The organism is Treponema porcinum (assembly GCF_900167145.1).
In the GTDB taxonomy this organism is placed as follows: Bacteria; Spirochaetota; Spirochaetia; order Treponematales; family Treponemataceae; genus Treponema_D; species Treponema_D porcinum.
Genome location: NZ_FUWG01000004.1, coordinates 92,189 through 115,375, shown reverse-complemented (window position 1 = coordinate 115,375; position 23,187 = coordinate 92,189). Strand labels below are relative to the sequence as shown.

Below are 23,187 nucleotides of genomic sequence, written 5' to 3'. Positions count from 1 at the left end.
GTGAACGTATTTTCTGAACCTGTTGACCATATTCTGGTTCGCGGCGGCTGTTGTTCCCTGAGGAGCGCGCAGACATTCCTGAAAAACAATAATGTCTGCGTAAACGGCTTTCGTGTTCTTTTGCGCGCCGTCTATGCTGATTCGGAACGCGATGACATTACAGTGAACGGAATTCCTCTTCCAAAAACAAGCCATTTGTATTTGTATATGAATAAGCCTAAGGGCGTCGTCTGTACGCGGCAGCCGGGGCGTCATAAGCTTATTTACGATATTCTTCCGTCTGAAATCCGTGCGCATCTGCTTTTTGCGCATCTTCATACAGCCGGCCGCCTTGACGCTGACACCACAGGACTTATCATTCTTACAACGAACGGGCGTTTTTCTAATGCGCTTGCAAGCCCTGACTCGCATATTTCAAAAACGTATAATGCCGTGCTTTCTAATGACATTCCGCAGGCGGCGCAGAACGAATATATCCGCTGCTTTGCCGGTGGAATTACGCTTCCTCCTGAAAAAAAATCCCCCGGTTTTACCGCAAAGCCTGCATCCCTTTCTTTTAGCGGCAGACGCTGCTGCACCCTTACTGTAACGGAGGGAAAATTTCATCAGGTTCGCCGTATGTTTGCTGCCTGCGGAAATCCGGTGGAACAGCTTTGCCGTGTTTCAGTCGGTTCGTTCAGCCTTCCGCCTGACCTCCCTGAAGGAGAATGCCGCGCTTTTTCTTCGGAAGAACTGCGTCTTTTTTCAGATTTTTAATCATCATATTTATATAAAATCTTTCTTGCGAATAGACGGTTTTGGGAATAAAATAGACTGTATGGAAGAAATTGTAAAAAAATATGGATTATTGTACTCTGCGGATTTGAAATGCGTGCTTGGAATTGACAGCGCATCTGATGAATTTACAGGAATTGTTCCGAACGGTGCGGAGCGGATTGAAGAAGAAGCGTTTTCGTGCTGTTCTGTAAAAAATATATCCCTGCCGGATTCTGTTGTTTCGGCAGGCGCAAATCTGTTCTGCAATTCAACTGAATTGGAGTCGGTTAAGCTTTCTAAAAATCTAAGGACGCTTTCGCCGTATATGTTCTGCGGCTGTAAGTCATTAAAAAAGATTGAAATGCCGTATGAAATTGACGATTTTTCAGAAGGTCTTTTTGCAGAATGTACGTCGCTTGAGGAAATTCCGTTTAGGGTCGGGATAAAAACGCTTCCTGAAGGAGTTTTTGACTGCTGTACTTCGATTCGTTCCCTTGTCATTCCTGATTCTGTGGAAAAAATCTGTTCCGGTGCGATTGCAGGATGTTCTTCCCTTGCAACGCTTGTTCTTCCGGCATCCCTTAAGGAAATTGCCGCTGATGCAATAGCAGACTGCCCTGTTTTGAGCCGTATCCGTATTTCTGAGGAGAGCGCCCTTTTCCGCACAGATGAAGAAGGAATACAGCTTTTCAGAAAAAATGATGACGGCACGGAAACTCTTGTTTTTGAAGTGCCTGCAAAAATTCAGAATGAAGTTCCGTTCGTGAACGAGTCTGACAGTTCTGATAATCCGTCTATAATTACGTTTGAAGATGACGATGAGGCTGATGCAGAGGGTGCGGAGGGAACTGAAAATTCCGCCGGTTCTGAAACTTCTGATGTTGATGCCAGGCTTGCAGAGATTATGGGGCAGGGAAATCAGTTTGACGACGGTGAATTTTCAATTATGGATATTCCTGCTGCCTCGGAAGAGGAAATTGAAGCCTGCTGTCTTAATGCTTCAGGCGGAGAAACGCAGAATGTGCAGGCAGAAGATGAACCGGCTGAAGAGCCGTCTGCGGATGAATGTACAGGCGAAGGGGAAGTTCTTGAACCGGAGAACGAGTCCGCTTCTCCTTTGTGTGAAACTACAGCAGTTGATGCCGTAAGTGCAGAAAACGAACCGGCTGAATGTTATGAATGTCAGCAGTCAGCTCCGTCTATGCAGGAACAGGTTGCTGATATTATAAAGGAAAATACAGGTGTTGATTCTGATATGGAGATTTCCGTTCTGTCAGAAGACGAACCTTCGGAAACTCCTGTTCAGACTCAGCAGGGCGTTGCCCGAATTTCGGACGAAAAAACGGCTATGAACAATCTTGTGTTCGAGTCAGAAAAGGTAAAGCAGCAGGTTGTTTCCCATGATTCCGGCGAAGAGAAAATATTGTACGTGTTTGCGGAAAATCTTGCAGATACGAGTATCGGAAAGGATTTTTCGCCGCGCCTTGTAAACTGCTGCAACCGTCTTGCAGAAATCCACAAGTATACGAGCATTTTCTATTTCTATAACGTAGATATTGAAAATACGGTATTCCGTGCAGAATTTGAAGCATACATAAAAAATAAAGACTGCGTTGTTGCCTGTGCTGCTTCTACGCTTTCCACCCTTTCGGACAGGACTGTGGAATTCGCATCCTGCGTAGGAATACGCCTTGAAAAGGACGAACTTCTGAAGCAGGGAGAAAACGCGCGTAATCCTTCTTCCGGAACGCTCAAGCTACTTGTACAGGACATTCTTTCGTAGTCTGTGTGTTTCAGCGCCGGAAACTGTCCTGTGTCTGCTCCTTGACTATCGGAATGTGGAATTATAAAATGTCGGTATTTATATAGAAACAGAGGTTTTTTGTAATGAAAAGTGATAATGCAAAAAAGGGAACAGCACGCGCTCCTCACCGTTCGCTGTTCTATGCAATGGGCTATACAGATGAAGAATTGGAAAAGCCGCTTGTAGGCGTCTGCTGTGCTAAAAATGAAATTATACCGGGACATATTGAACTTGACCGCATTGCGGAAGCTGTAAAAGCCGGAATACGAATGGCCGGCGGAACTCCTGTTGAATTTCCTGCAATCGGCGTGTGCGACGGTATTGCAATGGGTCACGAGGGAATGAAGTACAGCCTTGTTACGCGCGAACTTATTGCAGATAGTGTTGAGTGTATGGCAAAGGCGCACCAGTTCGATGCGCTTGTTATGATTCCTAACTGCGATAAAATCGTTCCTGGTATGCTGATGGCAGCAGCACGCCTTGATTTGCCGACTGTTTTCTGTTCCGGCGGACCTATGATGCCTGGTCATCTTCCGGGAAACGATGCGACTAATCCATATTCAGGAAAAAATCTTTCTTTGACAGATATGTTTGAGGCAGTAGGCGGACTTGCCGTTGGAAAAATAAACGAAGTTCAGCTTAAGGAAATGGAACATTCTGCCTGCCCTGGCTGCGGTGCGTGTTCCGGTATGTTCACTGCAAATTCAATGAACTGTCTTACAGAGGTTCTCGGACTTGGTCTTCCGGGTAACGGTACTATTCCTGCTACTACAGGACGCCGCATTGCGCTTGCAAAGCACGCTGGTATGCAGGTTATGGAACTGTACAACAAGGGAATTACCGCGCGCCAGATGATGACGGCGGAAAATTTCCGCAATGCTCTTGCTGCTGATATGGCGCTCGGCTGTTCTTCCAACACAATGCTTCACGTTCCTGCTATTGCACATGAAGCCGGAATTTCAATAGACCTGCACGAGGTGAACGAAATTTCTAACAGGACGCCGAATTTGTGCCACCTTGCACCTGCCGGTCATACTTTTATGTGCGAACTTGACGATGCCGGCGGCGTTCAGGCTGTTCTTGCAGAGCTTGCAAAGAAAAATCTTATAAATACAAGCCTGATTACTGCGACTGGAAAAACAATCGCGGAAAACATTAAGGGTGTTGTAAACCGCAATCCTGAAATCCTGCGCCCGATTGAAAATCCGTATTCTGATAACGGCGGAATTGCAATTCTGTTCGGAAATCTTGCGCCTGACGGAACTGTCGTAAAGCGGTCTGCCTGTGCGCCTGAACTTATGAAGCATACTGGTCCTGCGCGCGTTTTTAATGACGAAAGCGAGGCAATGGAAGCTGTGCAGAAATCGCAGATAAAGGCAGGCGACGTTGTTGTAATCCGCTACGAAGGTCCAAAAGGCGGACCTGGAATGCGCGAAATGCTTGCCGTAACTGCCGCACTTGCAGGACAGGGACTTGATAAGCATGTTGCGCTTATTACTGACGGACGTTTTTCCGGAGCGACACGTGGCGCGTCATTAGGACACTGTTCGCCGGAAGCTGCCGTAGGAGGACCGATTGCCCTTGTAAAGGAAGGCGATTTGATTGAGCTTGACATAAACAGCTACAAAATCACTCTTAAAGTAAGCGACGAAGAACTTGCAAAACGCCGCGCAGAATGGAAAGCCCCTGAGCCTAAGGTAAAGACCGGCTATCTTGCGCGATACGCAAAATTGGTAAGTTCTGCCGATAAAGGTGCGATATTGCAGTAGAAGAGAAGCGGCTTTTTAATTGCTGCGGAAAAAAAGGCTGCCGTCTATGCGTTCTGTGTTTTGTACAGTGTGCATAAAACGGCAGCCTTTTTGTTTTACGGATTTCATAATTTTTATTCGTGCAGAGGGGTTAATTAGTCTGCCTGAGTTTGTATTTTTATCTGCTTTTTTAATTCCAGCGTATTCTTTGTCTGTTTTACAAGTCTTTTTGCAAGCATTTTGCTTAAAAATATTCCGTAATGCGGATTTTTTCTGATAAGCCCTAAAAAGTCAGCCTTTGGAATTTTGATAAGGCGGCATTTTCCTACTGCAAGAACGGTTGCCGTTCTTCTGTCATTCAGAAGAAAAGCCATTTCCCCAATAAACAGGTCGTTCGGAGTAAGGACTGTTGTCAGCTTATTGTTCGAGTAGACGGCAAAACGTCCGGAAAGAATGAAGAACAGGTCGTTCGACATTTCGCCTTCCCTGCAGACAAGCTGCTTGTCTGTGTATTCTATGGTGGCAAAATTATTCATAATTCCCGGAATTGTGTTTGCCGTGTTCTTCATATTCTGAATTGTAAATGTTACTTCGTTTCCCTTGTCGTTGTATGTAAGGGTTTTTACCATTTCCCGGCTGAGCGATATTCCCCGCCCGTGACATTCATCATCTTCCGCCCTGTTCTGCGTAATTTTCTGCCAGTCAAAGCCGTCGCCGTCATCCTTTATCGTAAAAATGGACGTATCTGCGCCGATGGTGTAGGTAATCCGTATTTTTCTGTCTGCATATTCCGGTTTTTTTGCTCTTTCTGCAATGAGCGAAAGCATATCGCCGCCCTGCATCATCCAGTCTGTTTTATCCTGATATGTAATTCCAAGATTTCCGTGTTCAACTGCATTTGTCAGAAGTTCATTGAAAGTCATCTGAAGCTTGTAGCGGTCATCCGGTGAAATGCGGTTTGTGTTATACAGGTAGCTTACAAGAAAATTTGCGTAGAAACGGATGTCCATCGGGTCATTGCCGCATACGAACGTTCCGCCTTCCTGTCCGCCGATGATGTCCTGCATTCCACGGTTAAACAGAAACTGCTGGTTCTGCCACAGAATTCGCAGGATTCTCGAAAAGTGCAGGACAAAATTATCTGTCGTCTGAATGGCAAGCATATTATTGTCTTTCAGTTCTTCAAGTTCTTCAACCTGCTCGCGGTTTTTGCACACGGCAATTACTCCGCCGTAGTGAAGCCAGGCATCGTTATTTATGACGGTAAGAATGCGCCGGCAGTCGATCTCCTCCGAGGTAAAGTCAAGGACTTTTATTTCCGGCAGCTCATAGTCAATGTATTGTATGATTTGTTCTGTATTATTGAAAACGTCTGTGCAGAAATATGAACTGTAGAGTTTGCATGTCGTTGTTACGGTGTCGACAATTATTTTGTTTGTTGATGCTGTAAGAATTTTTTTCATAATAAACCTTTAATAATATGATATTTACTATATCACTAAAAAATGATTGTGTCAGTTAAATTATATAAGGCGGACTCTGCCGTTTGTGGAATCCTGTATGCGTTTTTCAAGTATTTCGTATTCTGCTTTCGGGATGCAGGCGCTGACGTGTATTTCAGTGCTGAACTCTTCCTGAAGTCCGCTTATGGTGAACTGGAAAAAAATGTGCTTTACAATCTGATAGTCTGAGTAACCGGCGGACAGGCTGAACCGGCGTTTTTCTATATATTCGGTGACGGCGTGCTGCTCTGCTGCCGTGTCAAGGACGAGTTTTGCAGAATCTCCGTATGCCTTTACAAGTCCTCCTGTTCCTAAAAGAATTCCTCCGAACCATCGCGTTACTGTGAGGACAAGATTTGTGCAGTTTCTGCCTTTTGCGACATCCAGAACAGGTCGTCCTGCAGTTCCTGACGGTTCTCCGTCGTCACTCATTCCCATAATTTCTGCGCCGAGTCCTATGATGAATGCGTGTACGACGTGTTTTGCATCGGCGTATTTTGCCTTCTGCTCCCTGATTATTGCGCGTGCTTTGCTCTGTTCATCGCAGGGAAAAAGTTCGCTTAGGAAACGGGAATTTTTTATTGTGATTTCTGATGAAACGTACTTTTCAAGGATATTCATAGCGCATAAAAAAACAGCGGGGAGTACGCCCTTTGCAGGAGCATATCCTCGCCTGTTATGTATTTTTCAGCTAGTTTTCAAAAAAGCCTTTTGCCTTGAGCAGCTCTGCGTTCAGTATTCCGCCGAGTGCAGCGCCGCGCTTGGTGTTATGGCTGAGCGCCACGAATTTTACGTCAAATACAGGACATTCGCGAAGCCTTCCGATTACGCAAGCCATTCCTTTTTCGGTATCGCGGTCGCGGCGCGGCTGAGGACGGTTTTCCTCGTGGCGCACTACAATCGGGTGTTCCGGTGCAGAAGGAAGCTTCAGTTCCTGCGGTACTGATGTAAATGACGTCCATACGCGCTCAATTTCTGCAAGCGACGGTTTTTTATCGTCCGGCAAATCGAATTCAAGAGAAACGGTTGCGGTGTGTCCGTCAATTACAGGAACGCGGGTACAAGTTGAACTTACGAGCGGACCAGGTGCGTTTTCTATTTTTCCGTCTTTTACAGTTCCAAGAATTTTAAGGCATTCTTTTTCTGTCTTTTCTTCTTCACCGCCGATGTACGGCACGATGTTGTCAATCATATCGAACGACGGAACGCCAGGATATCCGGCACCGCTTGTTGCCTGCAAAGTAGTTACAATCATCCGCTTAATCGGATAGCCAGCTTTCTGAAGCGCAAAAATCGGCATCATATAAGTCTGGAGAGAACAGTTTGGTTTTACGGCGATAAAGCCCTTGTCCCAGCCGTGATGTTTTTTCTGGTCTGCAATAACATCAAGATGAGAATAGTTTATTTCAGGAATGAGCATAGGAACATCCTCAGTCCAGCGGTTTGCGCTTGCGTTTGAAACGACTGGAATTCCCTCTGCTGCATACGCTGCTTCAAGTGCCTTTATTTCATCTTTTCCCATTTCAAGCGCGCTGAATACAAAGCGGCATTTTCCAAGAGCAGCCTTTTCATCGTTTGCATCCTGAACTGTAAGGTCTGCAACACCTTCTGGAATTTCTGCACCGATAAGCCATCTGTTTGCTACGGCATCCTTGTATTTTTTTCCTGCCGAACGAGGAGAGGCTGCAACGTAAGACACCTCAAACCACGGGTGATTTTCCAGTAATTTTATATACCGCTGACCTACCATTCCGGTTGCGCCGAGCACGCCGACTTTAATTTTTTCTGACATAATCGTTTCCTTCTATAAAATTATATAAATAAATGAAAATTACAGGTTGCACTCTTTGAGCGCAGCCTCGATTGTTTTCTTTGCAGACTCAGTAACTTCAACAAGCGGAAGGCGGACTGCTCCAGCCGGAAGTCCCTTGAAGTTCATTGCATATTTGATTGACGTTGGGTTTCCGTCTACAAAAGCCGCCTTGAAGAACGGAAGCAGACGGTAATGTACCTTTCTCGCAGAGTCAAAGTCACCTTTCAGGCTGTAATCGACCATCTGGGTGATGAGCGACGGCGTAAGGTTTGATACAACGGAGATGACTCCGTCACCGCCGGCTGCCATAAGAGGAAGTGTCAGACCGTCATCGCCGGAAAGAACCACAAAATCAGGGTGCTTTGACTTTATCTGCGCGATGACTTCCATCATCTGGTTGATGTTTCCGCTTGCTTCCTTTACACCTGCAATGTTCGGAAGTTCTGCTATGCGCGCAAGAACGTCTGTCGGAATGTTAGTTCCTGTGCGTCCCTGAATGTTGTATACGATAATCGGAATGCCGACCTTTGATACAGCTTCAAAATGACGGAAAAGTCCTTCCTTTGACGGCTTGTTATAGTACGGCGTTACTACGAGTGCGGCATCTGCACCGGCTTTTTTTGCGCGTTCGGTGTAGCGTACTGCATCGCGTGTATTATTGCTTCCGGCTCCTATAATGACAGGAACTTTTACGCCCTTTGCCTTTTCCCAGCTGCGGACTTCATTCATAATTATTTCAATCATCTTTTCTTCTTCGTCTTCGTCAAGTGTAGGCGTTTCACTTGTCGTGCAGAGCGGAACAAGACCGTTTATCCCGCCTTCAAGCTGGTTTTTTATATGTTTTCTAAAGCCCTCGTAATCAACAGAACCGTCACCTTTCATAGGTGTAATCATTGCTGTAAAAGCACCGCGTAACTTAATCATAGGACCTCCAAGACTTTACTTTTAATAAAGAATTTTACTATTTGAAGCCTATTCTATATTTTTTTCTGACTATTTGCAATTCTGTACGGAATTTTTGGCGTTCATTTTATCAGGCGGAGTGTTATATTTTTTTTAAACCTATTGACGAAGTAGGTAAAGAGATGTATAACTTTGATATAAACCTACTCGGTAAATGGGTATAAATATAACAATATACGCAGGAGGCATTTTATGAGAATGACTGTTTTTTTTGAAAAACTTGTCAGGGAGAATTTCAGGAACGGAGTGATGTGCTGTTGCTGCGGAAGATAAGCGGAACGGGAGTTTTTTTATAGGCAGGAAAACGAAATCCTGCCGCAGGGGAAGACAGGTAAAGCGTCGCCCTTTATAAAATATTTTTTTAAGAGGTATAAATTATGGCTAATAAATATAAATTTGAAACATTGCAGCTTCATGTAGGGCAGGAACAGGCAGACCCGGTTACAGATTCACGTGCAGTACCGATTTATCAGACTACGTCGTATGTGTTCCACAATTCAAAGCATGCGGCAGACAGGTTTGGTCTTGCCGATGCAGGCAACATCTACGGACGCCTTACAAATTCTACGCAGGATGTTCTTGAAAAGCGTATTGCAGCTCTTGAAGGCGGTGTTGCAGCTCTTGCTGTTGCCTCTGGTGCAGCTGCGATTACGTATACTATTGAAGCACTGGCTCAGGCAGGCGACCATATTGTTGCGCAGAAGACAATTTACGGCGGAAGCTACAATCTTCTTGCACATACATTAAAGCAGTTCGGCGTAGAAACGACTTTTGTTGATGCGCACAATCTTTCTGAGGTAGAAGGCGCAATCCGCGAAAATACAAAGGCTGTGTATCTGGAAACACTCGGAAATCCGAACAGCGATATTCCGGACATTGATGCAGTTGCAGAAATTGCGCATAAACACGGACTTCCTCTTGTCATCGACAACACTTTCGGAACTCCGTACCTTATCCGCCCGATTGAACACGGCGCAGACATCGTAGTACATTCGGCAACAAAATTTATCGGCGGACACGGCACTACGCTTGGCGGTATAATAGTAGATTCCGGCAAATTTGACTGGAAGAAGTCCGGAAAATATGCACCGATTGCATCTCCAAATCCGAGTTATCACGGAATAAGTTTTGCTGATGCAGTAGGACCTGCGGCATTCGTAACGTATATACGCGCAATCCTGCTTCGCGACGAAGGTGCAACGTTAAGTCCATTCAACGCATTCCTTCTGCTTCAGGGAACGGAAACGCTTTCCCTTCGCCTTGACCGCCACGTTGAAAATACAAAGAAAGTCGTTGAATTCCTTAAAAATCATCCGCTTGTAGAAAAAGTAAACCATCCGTCGCTTCCAAATCATCCTGACCATGCGTTGTATGAAAAATATTTCCCGAACGGCGGTGCGTCAATCTTTACGTTTGAAATCAAGGGCGGAAAAGAAGCTGCCTGGAAATTCATCGACAATCTGAAGATTTTCAGCCTGCTTGCAAACGTAGCAGACGTAAAATCGCTTGTAATTCACCCTGCAACAACGACTCATTCGCAGCTTAGTGACGCTGAGCTTGCAGATCAGGGAATTACGCAGGGAACGATACGCCTTTCAATCGGAACTGAGCATATTGATGATATTATTGATGACTTGAAGGCAGGTTTTGCTGCGGTAGAAAAATAGAGCATCACGCGGAGGGAAAAACTCCTGTACACGGAGAGATAAAAAGGGCTGATCTATACTGTTTTTTTTGGGGGAAGAACAGTTTTTGGACAGCCCTTTTTTTACTGTTTGCGCGAACGGGCTGTCATTTTGCAATGCGTGCGCTCCAGCGCGCTTTACGGAAATCGGCTTGCTTTATTTCTTGTAGCCGCACTTAGGGCAGACACCGTTTTCGTTCAGTGCAATTCCGCAGAGAGGACAGCGGTCGATTGTTTTTGCCGGCTCATATTCCTGCGTTGCGGCGTTTACTCCGCTGGTGAACGTAAGTTTTGCGATGTTCAGCTTGTCCTTGAGCAGGTCATAAACGATTTTAATCATACCTTCTACCGTCATCGTTTCTTTTGTAACTACAAGGCGGCAGTCAGGATACGCTGTTGCAAGGTCAGTCTTAAACGCAGAACCTTTCATTTTGTTTGTAGGCGCACCGTTTTTTATTCCCTGCTCCTCGTACACTTTGAGGATTGCAGGAAGTAGCGGATCGTCTTCGCGAAGAATGAGGGCGTGGTCAAAATTTTTAAGTACTTCCCATGCTGTCTTCTGAATTTCATTGCACGGGAACACCAGATTTACGCCCGATTCAATGGAATCTTCAACTTCAATTGTAAGTTTTCCTGTGTGACCGTGCAGATACTGTGCTTCGCCCTTAAAACCGTAAAAACGGTGTGCGTACTGTAGGTCCAATGTGGTAATGCTTCTCATTTTTTTCTCCTATAAAAAGTCAAGAAGATTGTTTCAACAATCGATTGACTTTTTATGCCGCTTCGCAATGAAATGAGAAGCGGCAGTTGATAAGGAAGTTCGCAACGCGAACTTGTGAATACGTTGAGTCAAGGCACGCTGTCGCTTAAAGCCTTGACTTCTCCGTTTTTAAGGTTTGTATTAAACCTTAAATAAAAACTTTGTCGCTATTTCAGGCAAAGTTTTTATTACACCCTCCTAAAAATCAACAGGGGGATAGTGTCTTGATTATCCGTTCTGCAGTTCGGGCAGAGACCCCTGAAAATAATGTCATAACCGGTAAGCATAAAACCTTTTTTGTCTTTTATGTTCCAGTCAAGACCGTTGATCCAGTCCATATCAACGTCGGACAATTTTCTGCAGTTTTCGCACCTGATATGATAATGTTCGATTTTCATATGGTCGAAGCGGTCAGCTCCTTCAGAAACGGAAACTTTTTTGATTTTGCCAGCTTGCGTCAGCTTGTTCAGATTGCGGTATACAGTTCCCCTGCTGATGCGCGGATTTTGTCTTGTGACTTCAGTAAAAATTTCGTCCGCAGTGGCGTGGTTATGCAGTTTTTGTACTGCATCAAAAACAATTGATTCTTGAATTGTACTTCGCGTGTCGATGTACGGCTCCTATAAAGAATCCGCAGATTTTTTCTGACTGACTTCTTATTAAGATTTAGTCCTAATAAGAGTATGGCCCGTAATTTGCGGATGTCAAGAAAATAAAGAAGAATTTGACCGTGCTAGATGCAGTAGTCGTAGCCGTTGAATTCGCGGTTTTTTTCGGCGAGCTGTTCCAGCGTGATTGAGTCTACGAACGTATTTATGACTTTTTCAAAGTCGCTCCAGAATACATCGTTTCCCACGTTGCTTACGGCGTTTCCTTCCGTAATGCCTTTCGGCGAAAGGTCGCCTTCCATTGCGCGCAGAATTTCGCCTATGGTGTATTCCTCTGGCTTTTTTGTCAACCGGTAACCGCCATTATTTCCGCGAAGCCCGGTTACCAGCCCTGTTTTTCCGAGTTGAATTAAAATCTGCTCAAGATATTTTGCCGAAAGATTGTGGCGGTGCGAGAGAAGTTTGAGCGGAACGTACTTTTCGGGATTCTGCTCGGCTAAATCTGTCATAATAAGCAGGGCGTATTGTCCCCTTGTTGAAATTTTCAGCATAACTATAATATACTGAAAATAACCTATTAAGTAAATAGGTTACCTATATTTTCATTTACTGTGCTGATGTAAGAAAATGGGGCGAACACGCAGATCCGTCGGGAATTATCCGCGAAGATTTTGACGCTTATGTTGATTTCCTGAAAGACACGCTGAACAAAAAGTTTGACGTTGTAAATGCGGAGATTTCTGCTTTGTAGAAAAAGTGCGCTACTTTTCCGCAAGGTTTTTGAGAGTTTCACCTGCGGTTCTAAAGACAGTCCAGTCATTCAGCGGTTGTGCGCCGAGCGAAAGGTAAAAGTCCACGCTCGGCTTGTTCCAGTCAAGGCAGCACCATTCAAGGCGTCCGTAGCCGCGCTCTACGGCAATTCGTGCAAGTTCCTTTAAAATTGCTTTTCCGTAGCCCTTGCCACGGTGTTCTTTGAGGACGAATAAATCTTCCAGATAAATTCCGGCACGTCCTAAAAACGTAGAAAAGTTATGGAAGAACAGCGCAAAACCGACTTCCTTGCCGTCAGAAACTGCGAACAGCACTTCCGCTTTTTTCTTCTTGAAGATCCATTCTTTTAAAAGTTCTTCCGTGGCGACGACTTCATCAAGCATTTTTTCATATAATGCGAGTTCCTTTATAAAAAACAGGATTTTTGCCGTGTCCTTTTCTTCTGCAAATCTGAATGATACTGTGCTCATTTGTGTTTTTTCCCTTCTTTCCCTTCCTCGAAACTGTTTTGAAACGTAAATTAAAAACAGGTGAAACAGTATTACATCGGAGTGACTTTTTCAAGTCCGTTCCACACAAAGGCGCAAAGTCTGTTTGTAAGCGGCGTAAGTGTCAGGCTGAAAAGTTTTGAAAGCACGACTGAAGCGGTGGCAAACACAAAAAAGTTTACAAAAATATTTACACTTTGATTTATTCTGAGACTGTTCAGGTACAAAAACAGATTTGCGTTGACTGAAAAAAGTACGAGCGCGTGGACGATGATGATTGCAAAACTTTCTTTTCCGAGAAAAGCCAGAATCCGGCTTTTAAAAAATTTTGAGTTTTCAAAAAGTGCGCTCACGGAAAGAAGCAAAAAGAACGAACCGATTGCATAAAAAACGATTACGCCACACCAAGACGGTGTCACAAGAGCGATAATCAGAAAAATTACAGAAAGAATTTTGTTCTTCTTTAATTTTTCATTCATCTTTGAGCTGCATAAAATGTCGGTGGCGGCAATTCCTGATTAAAAAGAAGTCAAAGTCCCTTGTGGTTCCGTATTTTTTGTGGGTGTTGATTTACGGATTTTATTTTGTAGGAGTAAAACTTATTGTATTAAAAATAGCTCCACAGTTTATACAAAATCCAGACAGCACTGCTTTGAACTGGACTTGGCTTGACTGGGTGCATGGGATTTTTGGGTATAGTGCAAAGGAAGGTGCCGGGGAACTTCCTGATTTTGTCTATCAGTTCTGGTTTATCCGCGACCTTGTTATTCTTACGATTATTTCTCCCGTCATTCAATTTTTTATGAAAAAGTTTCCCCGGGGATTTTTTGCACTTGTGAGTATTTTGTTCATTGCCCCGGTGAATGTTTATTTTGTGCAGACTCAGGCACTTTTTTTCTATACGGCTGGTTTGTATTGGGGAAAATTTGATTTTCCGTTGTTTGAGAAAATTGACAAAATCAGCTGGGGAGAAGCAGTCGTTCTGTTTTTAGTTTCCTTTTTTTCTGCATGGACTTTCAGTGATGGAAGCGGAAAAACTGCAATGTACTGGTGTGCAGTTTTGAGTTCTTGCATATTGTTTTTAAAACTTTCTGCAGTGATTGAAAAGTCTAAAAAAGCCTATGGTATTTTGTCGTATCTTTCTGCCTTTTCTTTCTGGCTGTACGCAATTCACATGCCTGTTTTGAACGGACTTCTGAAAAGAGTTTGGCTGAAATTTCTTCCGATGAAAAATCCGTTTTTCTGTCTTGCTGAGTATTTTGGCGTTACGGTTTTAACTATTGCAATCGGTCTTGCTCTTGGCATTGCACTTAAAAAAATCTTTCCAAAACTGTTTGCACTTTTAACCGGTGGAAGAGGATAAGATGGGCTGGATGCTACGTTCGGAATTTTTCCGAATGTTCTCCCAGTGTAAAAGCTGTTCTCGGGATTTTCCCGAACGTTCTCCCGGTGCAAAAGCTGTTCTCGGAAGTTTACTGTTTTTCCTATAGAATAATTATCTGGTGAATGATACCATTTTTATGTGAGTATTTTTACAGGAGTTATTGTATGGAGTCTATTATAGTATACGGGTCTTGCTACGGCAGTGCTGAAAAATATGCGGCGGAACTTTCTGTCCGCACGGGTATACGCGCAGAGTCTTTTAAGACGGCGGTCATTCCGGCGGAATGTGATGCGGTTGTGTTCATCGGCAGTCTGTATGCCGGCGGAGCAAAAGGACTTAAGGAAACGGTTTCAAAATTAAAAAATGTACGCTGGCAAAAACTGATTGTCTGTACGGTGGGACTTTCAGACCCGGATGACAGCACTAATACAGCGAATATCCGAAAAGGAGTTTTTGCCTTGCTTCCGGCGGAATGGCACGAAAAGGCGGAGATTTTTCATCTTCGCGGAGGAATAGATTATTCCCGTCTGCATTTCCTTCACCGCCTGATGATGAAGTTGCTTTATAAAAACGCACTGAAAATCCCGGAGGAAAAGCGCACTGCTGAAGTAAAGGCAATGATTGAAACATACGGCGCAAAAGTCGATTTTATTGATTTTTCCAGACTGGCTGCAGTTTGCGCGGCGTTGAATGGATAATCCTGTATTTTCCCTGTTCACTCTAATTTTCAAAGACAAATACGGCAGGCGGAATGTCGTCTGCCATTTTTTTACGTTTTCTTACTTTTTTTTAACATTTCTATCGAAGAAATCTAACATAATTCTTCTAACATTCTTCCATAAAAAACAAGGTTGCATTTATTTGCATTCACTTTTATGGAGGCTATATGAACAGAACAGTAAAAGGTATCTGTAAAAAGGCAGCGGGAATTGCGCTTGCATCGCTTGTGGCAGCGGGCGCGTTCGCACAGGAAATTGCGGGAACTCCGACTGGAAAGGGAACGCCAAAATACGTATTTGTGTTTATTGGCGACGGAATGAGCTATCCGCAGATTCAGAGTTCAGCATACTTTATCGGAAAAGATGCAGCAGGAATTGTAGATGAAGTAAAAAACTCGTCAAATCCGTCTGATTCTCCTGTCGGCGGACTTTTGAGTTTTATGAAATTCCCTGTTGCAGGAAGCGCACAGACTTATGATGCAACTTCATTTGCACCAGATTCTGCTTCTACCGCAACTTCAATTTTTACAGGAAAGAAAACACATTCATCATCTATCAATGTTGACATTTCAAAAAAAATAAAGTACCGCACAATTGCAGAACAGCTTCGCGACCAGAAAAAGTGGAAAATCGGTGTTCTTTCTACAGTCAACTTGAACCATGCAACACCGGCTGCAACTTATGCACATCAGGCAAGCCGCAAGAGCAATTATCCGATTGGACTTGAACTTGTTGCAAGTAACTTTGACTATTTTGCTGGCGGCGCGCTTATGGAGCCGGAAGATAAAAAAGGCGACAAGGAATCAATCTACAGCCTTGCACAGAAAGCCGGTTACAAAGTCTGCTTTACTCAGAAAGAAGCTTCTTCACTTAAAAACGGCGACAAGGCGATTGTAGTTTCAGAGACTCTTGCTGATGCAGATGCAATGAACTATGAAAACGACCGTGCTGATGGTGAGTGGAGCCTTCGCGACTATGTTAAAAAAGGAATTGAAGTTCTTGATAACAAAAACGGATTTTTCATGATGGTTGAAGGCGGAAAAATCGACTGGGCATGCCATGCAAACGATGCACGTTCAACTATTGCAGATACTCTTGCTCTTTCAGAAGCTGTAAAAGAAGCAGTTGATTTCTACAACAAGCACCCGAAAGAAACTTTAATCCTTGTAACTGCTGACCACGAAACAGGCGGTCTTACAATCGGTTTTGCAGGAACAGACTACAATCTTTTCTTCAACACTCTTAAAGCACAGAAAATTTCTTACGCAAAGTTTGACAGCGACTATGTTGCTTCATACAAAAAGAACAAAACTTCATTCGACGATGTAATGAAAGACGTTACAGAACTTTTCGGCCTTAAAGTTCCAGGAAGCGCAGGAAAAGACAAAAACGGCGGACTTGTCCTTACAGAATACGAATACGGAAGAATCCGTGATGCTTACAACAAAACTATGTCTGGCACAAAGACAAGCGGTCAGATGGAATACGAACTGTATGGAACTTATGAGCCGCTCACTGTAACTATAACTCATGTTCTTAACAATAAGAGCGGAATTGGATTTACTTCATATTCACATACAGGTCTTCCTGTTCCAGTTTTTGCTCTTGGTGCAGGTCAGTATGAGTTTGAAGGCTACTACGACAATACAGATATTTACAAAAAACTTGCAGCCCTTACAAGCGTAAAGCAGGACTAAAAAGCAGGGTAAAAAAAACTGAAAGGTAAAATAAAAAATGATCAGACCGAAGTTTAATAATACGAGTGTTACAGTCATTGCGTCGATTGTATTTGCGGCATTCCTTTTCCTCCTACCTACTGGATTTGAAGGTGCGCTTCAGTTCCGCGATGCCGTAAAGTGCAAGGCGCTTGTAGAAGAGGTTGATAACAGCCGTATTATAGACACCGGTCTTATACGTACCGGGCAGCAAGTCTGCTCTGTGCGTTTTTTAAACGGAAAATTTAAAGGAATGACTGCTCAAGGGTGGAACATGCTTACAGGCTCTCTTTCGCAGGACAAGTTTTTTGTTCCTGGAGACAAGGCGCAGGTTGTTGTTCACTGGCAGGAAGCTGAACTGGGCGAAGGAAGCGAAGACGAAATTGGCGGAAGTGAAGGGAAAATTGAATTCCTTTCTGTCAATCTGATTGACTACTACAGGCTCAAAGGTGAACTTATTCTTGCCATTGCATTTGCCGTTTTTCTGATTGCGTTTGCAGGTGGAACAGGAGTCCGCTCCGTGCTTTCGTTTGTCATCACTGTCCTGACGCTTTGGAAAGTTCTTGTTCCGATGTACCTAAAAGGCTATGATCCGCTTTTGTGCGGCTGTGCCGTTACTGTTCTTCTTACAGTGATTATCCTTTCGCTTGTGTACGGATTTGACAGGAGGCTTTTGTCTTCTGTATCAGGTGCGCTTTTGGGAATAGGATTTGCGGCTGTTCTTGCCGTTATCTGCACGAAGACTTTTAAAATTCACGGCGCGGTGATGGCGTATTCAGAAAGCGTTTTATATTCAGGGTATGAATATCTGAATTTAACGCGCATTTTTACAAGTTCAATTCTTGTGGGCGCAAGCGGTTCGATTATGGACTTGTCTGTTGACATAACGTCAGCCGTAAACGAAGTCGTAAAAAAGTGTCCTTCAATTTCGCGCCTTGAAGCAGTAAAATCCGGTCTTGCCGTAGCGCGCGCCGCAATGGGAACGATGACGACAACTCTCCTCCTTGCGTACTCAGGAAGCTGCATCTCCCTTTTAATGGCGTTTATGGCGCAGGGAACGCCGCTTTACAACATACTGAACAACAATCAAGTTGCATCCGAAATTATAAACACAATCGCAGGAAGTTTTGGCCTTGCCTCGACCGCGCCTTTTACCGCCTTGATGTCTGGGGTAATTCTTGCAGGACGGAAAAAGTAGGAAAGCCAGAAAAATCTGGCATGAAAAAAATCAGGTAAAAAAATCAGTTTTATCCGCTTCTTTTCAAAATCTTTACAAAGTTTTCAACAAAATCTAACATACGCGCGGTACTATACCTTCCAGAAGAGGTACTTTATGAAAAAACAATCATTGTGTATTGCGGCGGCGGCTCTTGTGCTTGCTTCATGCGCATCCACCGGAGTAAAAACATCTGCGGACGGCTACGCTTCTGTTTCAAAGAACGGTGCTGCTGTTCCTTACCGCGTGCTTTTAAAAACGGCGGACGGTGTTGAAATTCAGAACGGAGGCTACGGCTCGGACGGCTGTGCGCACCCAGCGGATTCTTCGCTTTTCTACCTTATAACAGACCGCGGTCCGAACATCGACTATGAGGGCGCAAGCGGAAAAGGCAAACTCTTCCCTGTTCCTGAATATTCGCCAAGAATCGGGCTTTTTAGAATGGAAAAGAACGGCACTGTTTCACTTGTAAAGGAAATCATTTTGAAATCTCCTGACGGAAAGCCGATTACAGGTCTTCCAAATCCTAAGGACCGTGGCGCAACAGGCGAAATTGCCTACACACTTGACGGAAAGATTTTAGGCACGGATGATTACGGTCTTGACAGCGAGGGAATTGCTGCGGCAAAGGACGGAACATTCTGGATTTCAGACGAATACGGTCCGCATATCGTTCATTTTGCTGCTGACGGAACGGAAATTGAGCGCATAAGTCCGTACGGAATGACAACAGGAAACCGCCATCTTCCTGCTGTTCTTGCGCGCCGCCGGGCAAACCGCGGAATGGAAGGACTTGCGCTTACGCCGGATGGAAAAACACTTGTTGGACTTATGCAGTCAACGCTGTACAATCCTTCAAAAAAAGAAATCACAAACAAGCGCCTTATCCGTATAGTTACGTTTGACATTGCTAGCGGCGCTACAAAGCAGTTTGTCTATCTTCAGAACAAGGAAACAGATTCCACCTGCGGAATTGTTGCTCTTTCAAATACGGAGTTCGTTGTTATTGAGCGCGACGGCAATTTTTCAGGCGAAAAGGAAACGCATAAATATCTTTTCAAAATTGACATAAGCGGTGCAACGGACGTTACTGGCGATGACGTGCAGTCTCCGGACGGAATGGTTGTGAACGGAAAAACGCTTGAGCAGTGTTCGGCAGAAGAACTTTCCAAGGCAGGAATAAAGACTGTTTCAAAAAAACTTCTTGTTGACCTGACGTCATACCTTCCGAACAAATATCCGCACGACAAGCTTGAAGGACTGTGGATTACGGGACGCAATTCAATCGCCGTTGCAAACGACAATGACTTTGCGATAAACGTTAAGGACAACAAGCTTGTTCAGAAAATTCTTCCGGGAACAGACAGAATTGACGATGACGTTGTGTACGTCATAACGCTTGAACATCCGCTTTACTAGGGAAGCACTGAGTAACATTTGAATCGGTTAATACATCCGGGCAGAAAAGAAGGCATCTTCCGAGTCTGCCCGGTAATTTCATTTTCAGGGGATATTATGGACGGCACTTCACCGGCACAGACAGGCTGCTATCAGAACAGGGAATTGTCCTGGCTTTTGTTCAACGAGCGCGTTCTTGATGAAGCCGGAAATACTGACGTACCGCTTGCGGAGCGGCTTACTTTTGCATCGATTTATCAGTCTAATCTTGACGAATTTTTTATGGTTCGCGTGGGAACTCTTATGGTTCAGATGCTTTCCGGCGAAACAATCCGCGACAACAAGACGAATATGACCGCGCGGGATCAGGTGAGCGCAATTCTTGATACCGTTAAGTCACTTGAAAAAAAGAAAACTGCAATCTACACGCAGCTTATGGACGAGCTTGCGGAACACGGCGTGAGCCTTATCAATTTCAATACGCTTTCTGATGATGAGGGGAAAATCCTTGAGGCGTATTTTGACAAGAACATTGCGCCTTTTTTAAGCCCGATGATTATCGGAAAACAGCAGCCGTTTCCTTTTCTTCAGAACGGAGAGCTGTATGCGGTCGTCCTGCTTTCAAACAGAAACGGCAAGAACAGGATGGGAATTGTGCAGTGTTCCAATCAGATTTTCAAGCGGCTTATAGAAATTCCGTCCCGGCCGGGAACGTTTATGCTGTGCGAAGAGCTTATCCTTCATTGTGTGACGAAGCTTTTTTCAAATTATGCAGTGCGCGAAAAATCAGTCATCCGCATTACCCGGAACGCAGACATCGAGCCGACCGAAGTTTACGATGAAGATTTGGACTACCGCAATTTTATGGAACACCTTATCAAGCAGAGAAAGCGTATGAGCCCTGTCCGCCTTGAACTTAGCCGGCAGATAAACGAGTCTGCAAAAAAGGAACTTTCTGGTATTCTCGGAATTGACGGCTCGCATATCATAAACGCAGGAACTCCGCTTGACCTTTCGTTTGTGTTCCAGATACGCGATTTTATCCGCAGTAAAAAAGAGCTTTTTTACCGGAAGCGCATTCCAAAAAAATCGCCGTCCATTGATGTCCGCAAAAGCATTATTCCGCAGATTATGAAAAAGGATGTCCTTCTTTCGTATCCCTTTGAAAGCATTAAGCCGTTTCTGAACCTTCTTCATGAAGCGGCGGAAGATTCAAGCGTCGTTTCCATAAAGATGACACTTTACCGCGTTGCCGACAAAAGCAAGATAATCGACTCTTTGATTGAGGCGGCGGAAAACGGAAAGGAAGTTGTTGTTCTTGTGGAGCTTCGCGCGCGTTTTGACGAGGAAAACAATATTGAAATGTCGCGAAGGCTTGAGGAAGCAGGATGCCGGATTATCTACGGTCTGGGCGATTACAAAGTCCATTCCAAACTGTGCCTGATTACGTGCCACACGGAAAACGGACTTTCCTACATCACTCAGATTGGAACAGGAAACTACAACGAAAAAACGTCGCTTCTGTACACAGACTTGTCGCTCATTACCGCCGATTCGCGGATTGGAACTGATGCCGCCGCCGTGTTCAAGTCGCTTTTGCTTGGCGAAACTGTTGATGAAACGGACTGCCTTCTTGTTGCGCCGAACTGTCTTCAGAACCGCATACTTCAGATGATAGACGAACAGATTGCGCTTGCAAAAACTCTGGAAACACGGAAAAGTGCGTATATCGGAATAAAAATCAATTCGCTCACCGACAAAGTGATTATCGACAAGATTGTCGAGGCAAGCTGCGCTGGCGTCAGAATTGAGCTGTGCGTGCGCGGAATCTGCTGTCTTGTTCCGGGAATACGCGGACTTACGGACAATATAAAAATCGTGAGCATAGTCGGGCGTTTTCTTGAACATTCAAGAATTTACATTTTCGGAAATCCGTCCGCTCAGGATGGTTCTGCCGGTGTAAACAAGGAGTGCCGCATTTTTATAGGTTCTGCAGATTTTATGACGCGCAACACCGAGCGGCGCGTTGAAGTTGCCGTTCCTGTTTTTGATGACGACATAAAGAAAAGGCTTGTGCATATCTTTTCAACCGTAATGTCAGACAACGTAAAGGGCAGGGAACTTACGTCAGAAAAAAATTATGTGCGCCGCACAGTCTGCGACGAAGAAAAACGCTGCTCTTCCCAGGAACAGTTCTACGAGGAAGCGTATAAGGCTGTTTCCAGACGTGAAGTGCAGCCGTAAAGTGTTCGATTTTTTCAAAAAATATATCTGATATTATTTAAATTTATTAAAACTGAATATTTATATAATATCAGATTTTTTATATCTTCTTCATATCAAAAGCAGAACAGACGGAGGTCAATGCAATTATGGAACAGACAAAACAATATGAACTGAACAAAAATCTTGCGCAGATGCTCAAGGGCGGCGTAATTATGGACGTAACGACTCCGGAGCAGGCAAAAATCGCGGAAGCGGCAGGTGCGTGTGCGGTAATGGCGCTTGAGCGTATTCCGGCAGACATCCGCGCGGCAGGCGGCGTTTCGCGTATGAGCGACCCGAAGATGATTAAGGGAATTCAAAATGCCGTTTCAATTCCTGTAATGGCAAAGTGCAGGATAGGACATTTTGCTGAGGCGCAGATTCTTGAGGCAATAGAAATAGACTACATCGACGAAAGCGAAGTTCTTTCACCAGCGGACGACGTATATCACATCAACAAGCACGATTTCAAAGTGCCGTTTGTATGCGGTGCAAAAGATTTGGGCGAAGCTCTCCGCAGAATAAGCGAGGGTGCTTCAATGATAAGGACAAAGGGTGAACCGGGAACAGGTGACATCGTTCAGGCAGTGCGCCATATGCGCAAGATGAATTCAGAGATTGCGCGGATTGTTTCTATGCGTGAGGACGAACTTTTTGAGGCGGCAAAGCAGCTTCAGGTTCCTTTTGAGCTTGTGCAGTATGTACATGAAAACAAGCGTCTTCCTGTGGTAAATTTTGCTGCCGGCGGTGTTGCAACTCCGGCAGACGCCGCCCTTATGATGCAGCTTGGCGCGGAAGGCGTATTCGTAGGTTCTGGAATTTTCAAGTCAGGAAATCCGGAAAAACGTGCGGCGGCAATCGTAAAAGCCGTAACGAATTTCAAGGATGCAAAGCTGATTGCAGAACTTTCCGAAGATTTGGGAGAAGCGATGGTCGGAATTAATGAAAATGAAATTGCAGTTCTGATGGCAGAGCGGGGCAAGTAAATGACGGCGGCCGTTCTTGCAGTACAGGGCGCATTCGCCGAGCACGAAAAAATTCTTTCGGAACAAGGTATTTCCTGCCTGGAACTTCGCAAAAAGTCAGATGTAGAAAAATCCTTTGATGCGCTTATTCTTCCCGGCGGAGAAAGCACCGTACAGGGAAAACTGCTTCGTGAACTTGATATGTTTGACCTTTTGAAAGAACGCATTGAAGGCGGAACAAAAGTTCTTGCCACGTGCGCAGGGCTTATCCTTCTTGCAGAGCGCATTGAAAACGACTGCCGCGTTCACTTTGCTACAATGCCGGTTTGCGTAAGGCGCAATGCGTATGGCCGCCAGCTTGGAAGTTTTTACACCGAAGAGCAGTTCGGGCAACTCGGAAAAATTCCTATGACGTTCATCCGTGCGCCGTATATAGAAAGCGTTGAAAGTGGTGTAGAAATTCTTGCGCAGGTACGCGGAAACATCGTCGCCGCCCGCTACAAAAATCAGACGGCAGTAAGCTTTCACCCGGAACTGAACGGGGATTTACGCCTGTACGAATGGTGGCTGAACGGATAGTTTTGCCTGTAATTTACACTGGCTGGTGAACGGAACAGTTGTGTGGAAG

The 23,187-nt window shown here is 44.6% G+C and carries 21 protein-coding genes; 12 read left to right on the top strand and 9 right to left on the bottom strand.

The window, feature by feature from the left end; translation table 11 throughout:
* The 3 genes from B5D55_RS03435 (at nt 1) to ilvD (ending at nt 4,329) form a co-directional block, all read left to right on the top strand.
* On the top strand, nt 1-756 hold the full coding sequence (locus tag B5D55_RS03435; RefSeq protein WP_078932603.1) for a pseudouridine synthase: 756 nt from the start codon (nt 1-3) through the stop codon (nt 754-756).
* A 61-nt stretch (nt 757-817) separates the two neighbouring features.
* On the top strand, nt 818-2,539 hold the full coding sequence (locus B5D55_RS03430) for a leucine-rich repeat protein (RefSeq protein ID WP_078932602.1): 1,722 nt from the start codon (nt 818-820) through the stop codon (nt 2,537-2,539).
* 104 nt (nt 2,540-2,643) lie between these two features.
* A complete protein-coding gene (gene ilvD / locus B5D55_RS03425) occupies nt 2,644-4,329 on the top strand; it encodes a dihydroxy-acid dehydratase (RefSeq protein ID WP_078932601.1) in 1,686 nt (561 codons plus the stop codon).
* Nucleotides 4,330-4,463: 134 nt separating this feature from the next.
* Here ilvD and B5D55_RS03420 read toward each other — a convergent pair whose 3' ends face one another.
* The 4 genes from B5D55_RS03420 to dapA form a co-directional block, all read right to left on the bottom strand.
* Nucleotides 4,464-5,771 (bottom strand): cyclic nucleotide-binding domain-containing protein, encoded by a 1,308-nt coding sequence (locus B5D55_RS03420; RefSeq protein WP_078932600.1) that lies wholly within the window; start codon nt 5,769-5,771, stop codon nt 4,464-4,466.
* A gap of 60 nt (nt 5,772-5,831) precedes the next feature.
* Nucleotides 5,832-6,431 carry an IMPACT family protein gene (locus B5D55_RS03415; protein WP_078932599.1) on the bottom strand — a complete coding sequence of 200 codons (600 nt, stop codon included), beginning with the start codon at nt 6,429-6,431 and terminating at the stop codon, nt 5,832-5,834.
* A gap of 70 nt (nt 6,432-6,501) precedes the next feature.
* Nucleotides 6,502-7,602 (bottom strand): aspartate-semialdehyde dehydrogenase, encoded by a 1,101-nt coding sequence (gene asd, locus B5D55_RS03410; RefSeq protein ID WP_078932598.1) that lies wholly within the window; start codon nt 7,600-7,602, stop codon nt 6,502-6,504.
* A gap of 39 nt (nt 7,603-7,641) precedes the next feature.
* The gene (gene dapA / locus B5D55_RS03405; protein ID WP_078932597.1) at nt 7,642-8,547 is read right to left on the bottom strand and encodes a 4-hydroxy-tetrahydrodipicolinate synthase; all 906 of its coding nucleotides are present in this window, start codon (nt 8,545-8,547) and stop codon (nt 7,642-7,644) included.
* A gap of 416 nt (nt 8,548-8,963) precedes the next feature.
* On the opposite strand from dapA, the gene B5D55_RS03400 reads away from it, so the two are divergent.
* A complete protein-coding gene (locus B5D55_RS03400) occupies nt 8,964-10,253 on the top strand; it encodes an O-acetylhomoserine aminocarboxypropyltransferase/cysteine synthase family protein (protein ID WP_078932596.1) in 1,290 nt (429 codons plus the stop codon).
* A gap of 174 nt (nt 10,254-10,427) precedes the next feature.
* On the opposite strand, the gene B5D55_RS03395 is transcribed toward B5D55_RS03400, so the two are convergent.
* The 5 genes from B5D55_RS03395 to B5D55_RS03375 all read right to left on the bottom strand — a co-directional run bounded on the left by B5D55_RS03395 (nt 10,428) and on the right by B5D55_RS03375 (nt 13,376).
* Nucleotides 10,428-10,991, bottom strand: a complete 564-nt coding sequence (locus B5D55_RS03395) for a 6-carboxytetrahydropterin synthase (protein ID WP_078932595.1) — start codon at nt 10,989-10,991, stop codon at nt 10,428-10,430.
* Between the two features lie 227 nt (nt 10,992-11,218).
* The gene (locus tag B5D55_RS12040) at nt 11,219-11,587 is read right to left on the bottom strand and encodes a Fur family transcriptional regulator (RefSeq protein ID WP_407701168.1); all 369 of its coding nucleotides are present in this window, start codon (nt 11,585-11,587) and stop codon (nt 11,219-11,221) included.
* Nucleotides 11,588-11,763: 176 nt separating this feature from the next.
* Complete coding sequence (locus B5D55_RS03385; RefSeq protein WP_078932593.1) at nt 11,764-12,189, bottom strand: RrF2 family transcriptional regulator; 426 nt, start codon at nt 12,187-12,189, stop codon at nt 11,764-11,766.
* 210 nt (nt 12,190-12,399) lie between these two features.
* The gene (locus tag B5D55_RS03380) at nt 12,400-12,879 is read right to left on the bottom strand and encodes a GNAT family N-acetyltransferase (RefSeq protein ID WP_078932592.1); all 480 of its coding nucleotides are present in this window, start codon (nt 12,877-12,879) and stop codon (nt 12,400-12,402) included.
* 71 nt (nt 12,880-12,950) lie between these two features.
* Nucleotides 12,951-13,376, bottom strand: coding sequence for a hypothetical protein (locus tag B5D55_RS03375; protein WP_078932591.1), 426 nt, complete (start codon nt 13,374-13,376; stop codon nt 12,951-12,953).
* A gap of 2 nt (nt 13,377-13,378) precedes the next feature.
* Here B5D55_RS03375 and B5D55_RS03370 point away from each other — a divergent pair, with 2 nt between their 5' ends.
* The 8 genes from B5D55_RS03370 to pdxT all read left to right on the top strand — a co-directional run bounded on the left by B5D55_RS03370 (nt 13,379) and on the right by pdxT (nt 23,138).
* Nucleotides 13,379-14,260: an acyltransferase family protein gene (locus B5D55_RS03370; RefSeq protein WP_268811091.1), complete on the top strand. Its 882-nt coding sequence runs from the start codon at nt 13,379-13,381 to the stop codon at nt 14,258-14,260.
* Nucleotides 14,261-14,445: 185 nt separating this feature from the next.
* Nucleotides 14,446-14,979 (top strand): flavodoxin domain-containing protein, encoded by a 534-nt coding sequence (locus B5D55_RS03365; protein WP_159446144.1) that lies wholly within the window; start codon nt 14,446-14,448, stop codon nt 14,977-14,979.
* A gap of 188 nt (nt 14,980-15,167) precedes the next feature.
* On the top strand, nt 15,168-16,697 hold the full coding sequence (locus B5D55_RS03360) for an alkaline phosphatase (RefSeq protein ID WP_078932588.1): 1,530 nt from the start codon (nt 15,168-15,170) through the stop codon (nt 16,695-16,697).
* Between the two features lie 37 nt (nt 16,698-16,734).
* Nucleotides 16,735-17,913 (top strand): YibE/F family protein, encoded by a 1,179-nt coding sequence (locus B5D55_RS03355; protein ID WP_078932587.1) that lies wholly within the window; start codon nt 16,735-16,737, stop codon nt 17,911-17,913.
* A 135-nt stretch (nt 17,914-18,048) separates the two neighbouring features.
* Complete coding sequence (locus B5D55_RS03350; RefSeq protein WP_078932586.1) at nt 18,049-19,350, top strand: esterase-like activity of phytase family protein; 1,302 nt, start codon at nt 18,049-18,051, stop codon at nt 19,348-19,350.
* Between the two features lie 96 nt (nt 19,351-19,446).
* On the top strand, nt 19,447-21,573 hold the full coding sequence (gene ppk1 / locus B5D55_RS03345) for a polyphosphate kinase 1 (protein WP_078932585.1): 2,127 nt from the start codon (nt 19,447-19,449) through the stop codon (nt 21,571-21,573).
* A 128-nt stretch (nt 21,574-21,701) separates the two neighbouring features.
* Nucleotides 21,702-22,580 (top strand): pyridoxal 5'-phosphate synthase lyase subunit PdxS, encoded by an 879-nt coding sequence (gene pdxS, locus B5D55_RS03340; protein ID WP_078932584.1) that lies wholly within the window; start codon nt 21,702-21,704, stop codon nt 22,578-22,580.
* Nucleotides 22,581-23,138 (top strand): pyridoxal 5'-phosphate synthase glutaminase subunit PdxT, encoded by a 558-nt coding sequence (gene pdxT / locus B5D55_RS03335; protein ID WP_078932583.1) that lies wholly within the window; start codon nt 22,581-22,583, stop codon nt 23,136-23,138.
* Nucleotides 23,139-23,187 lie beyond the last annotated feature (49 nt).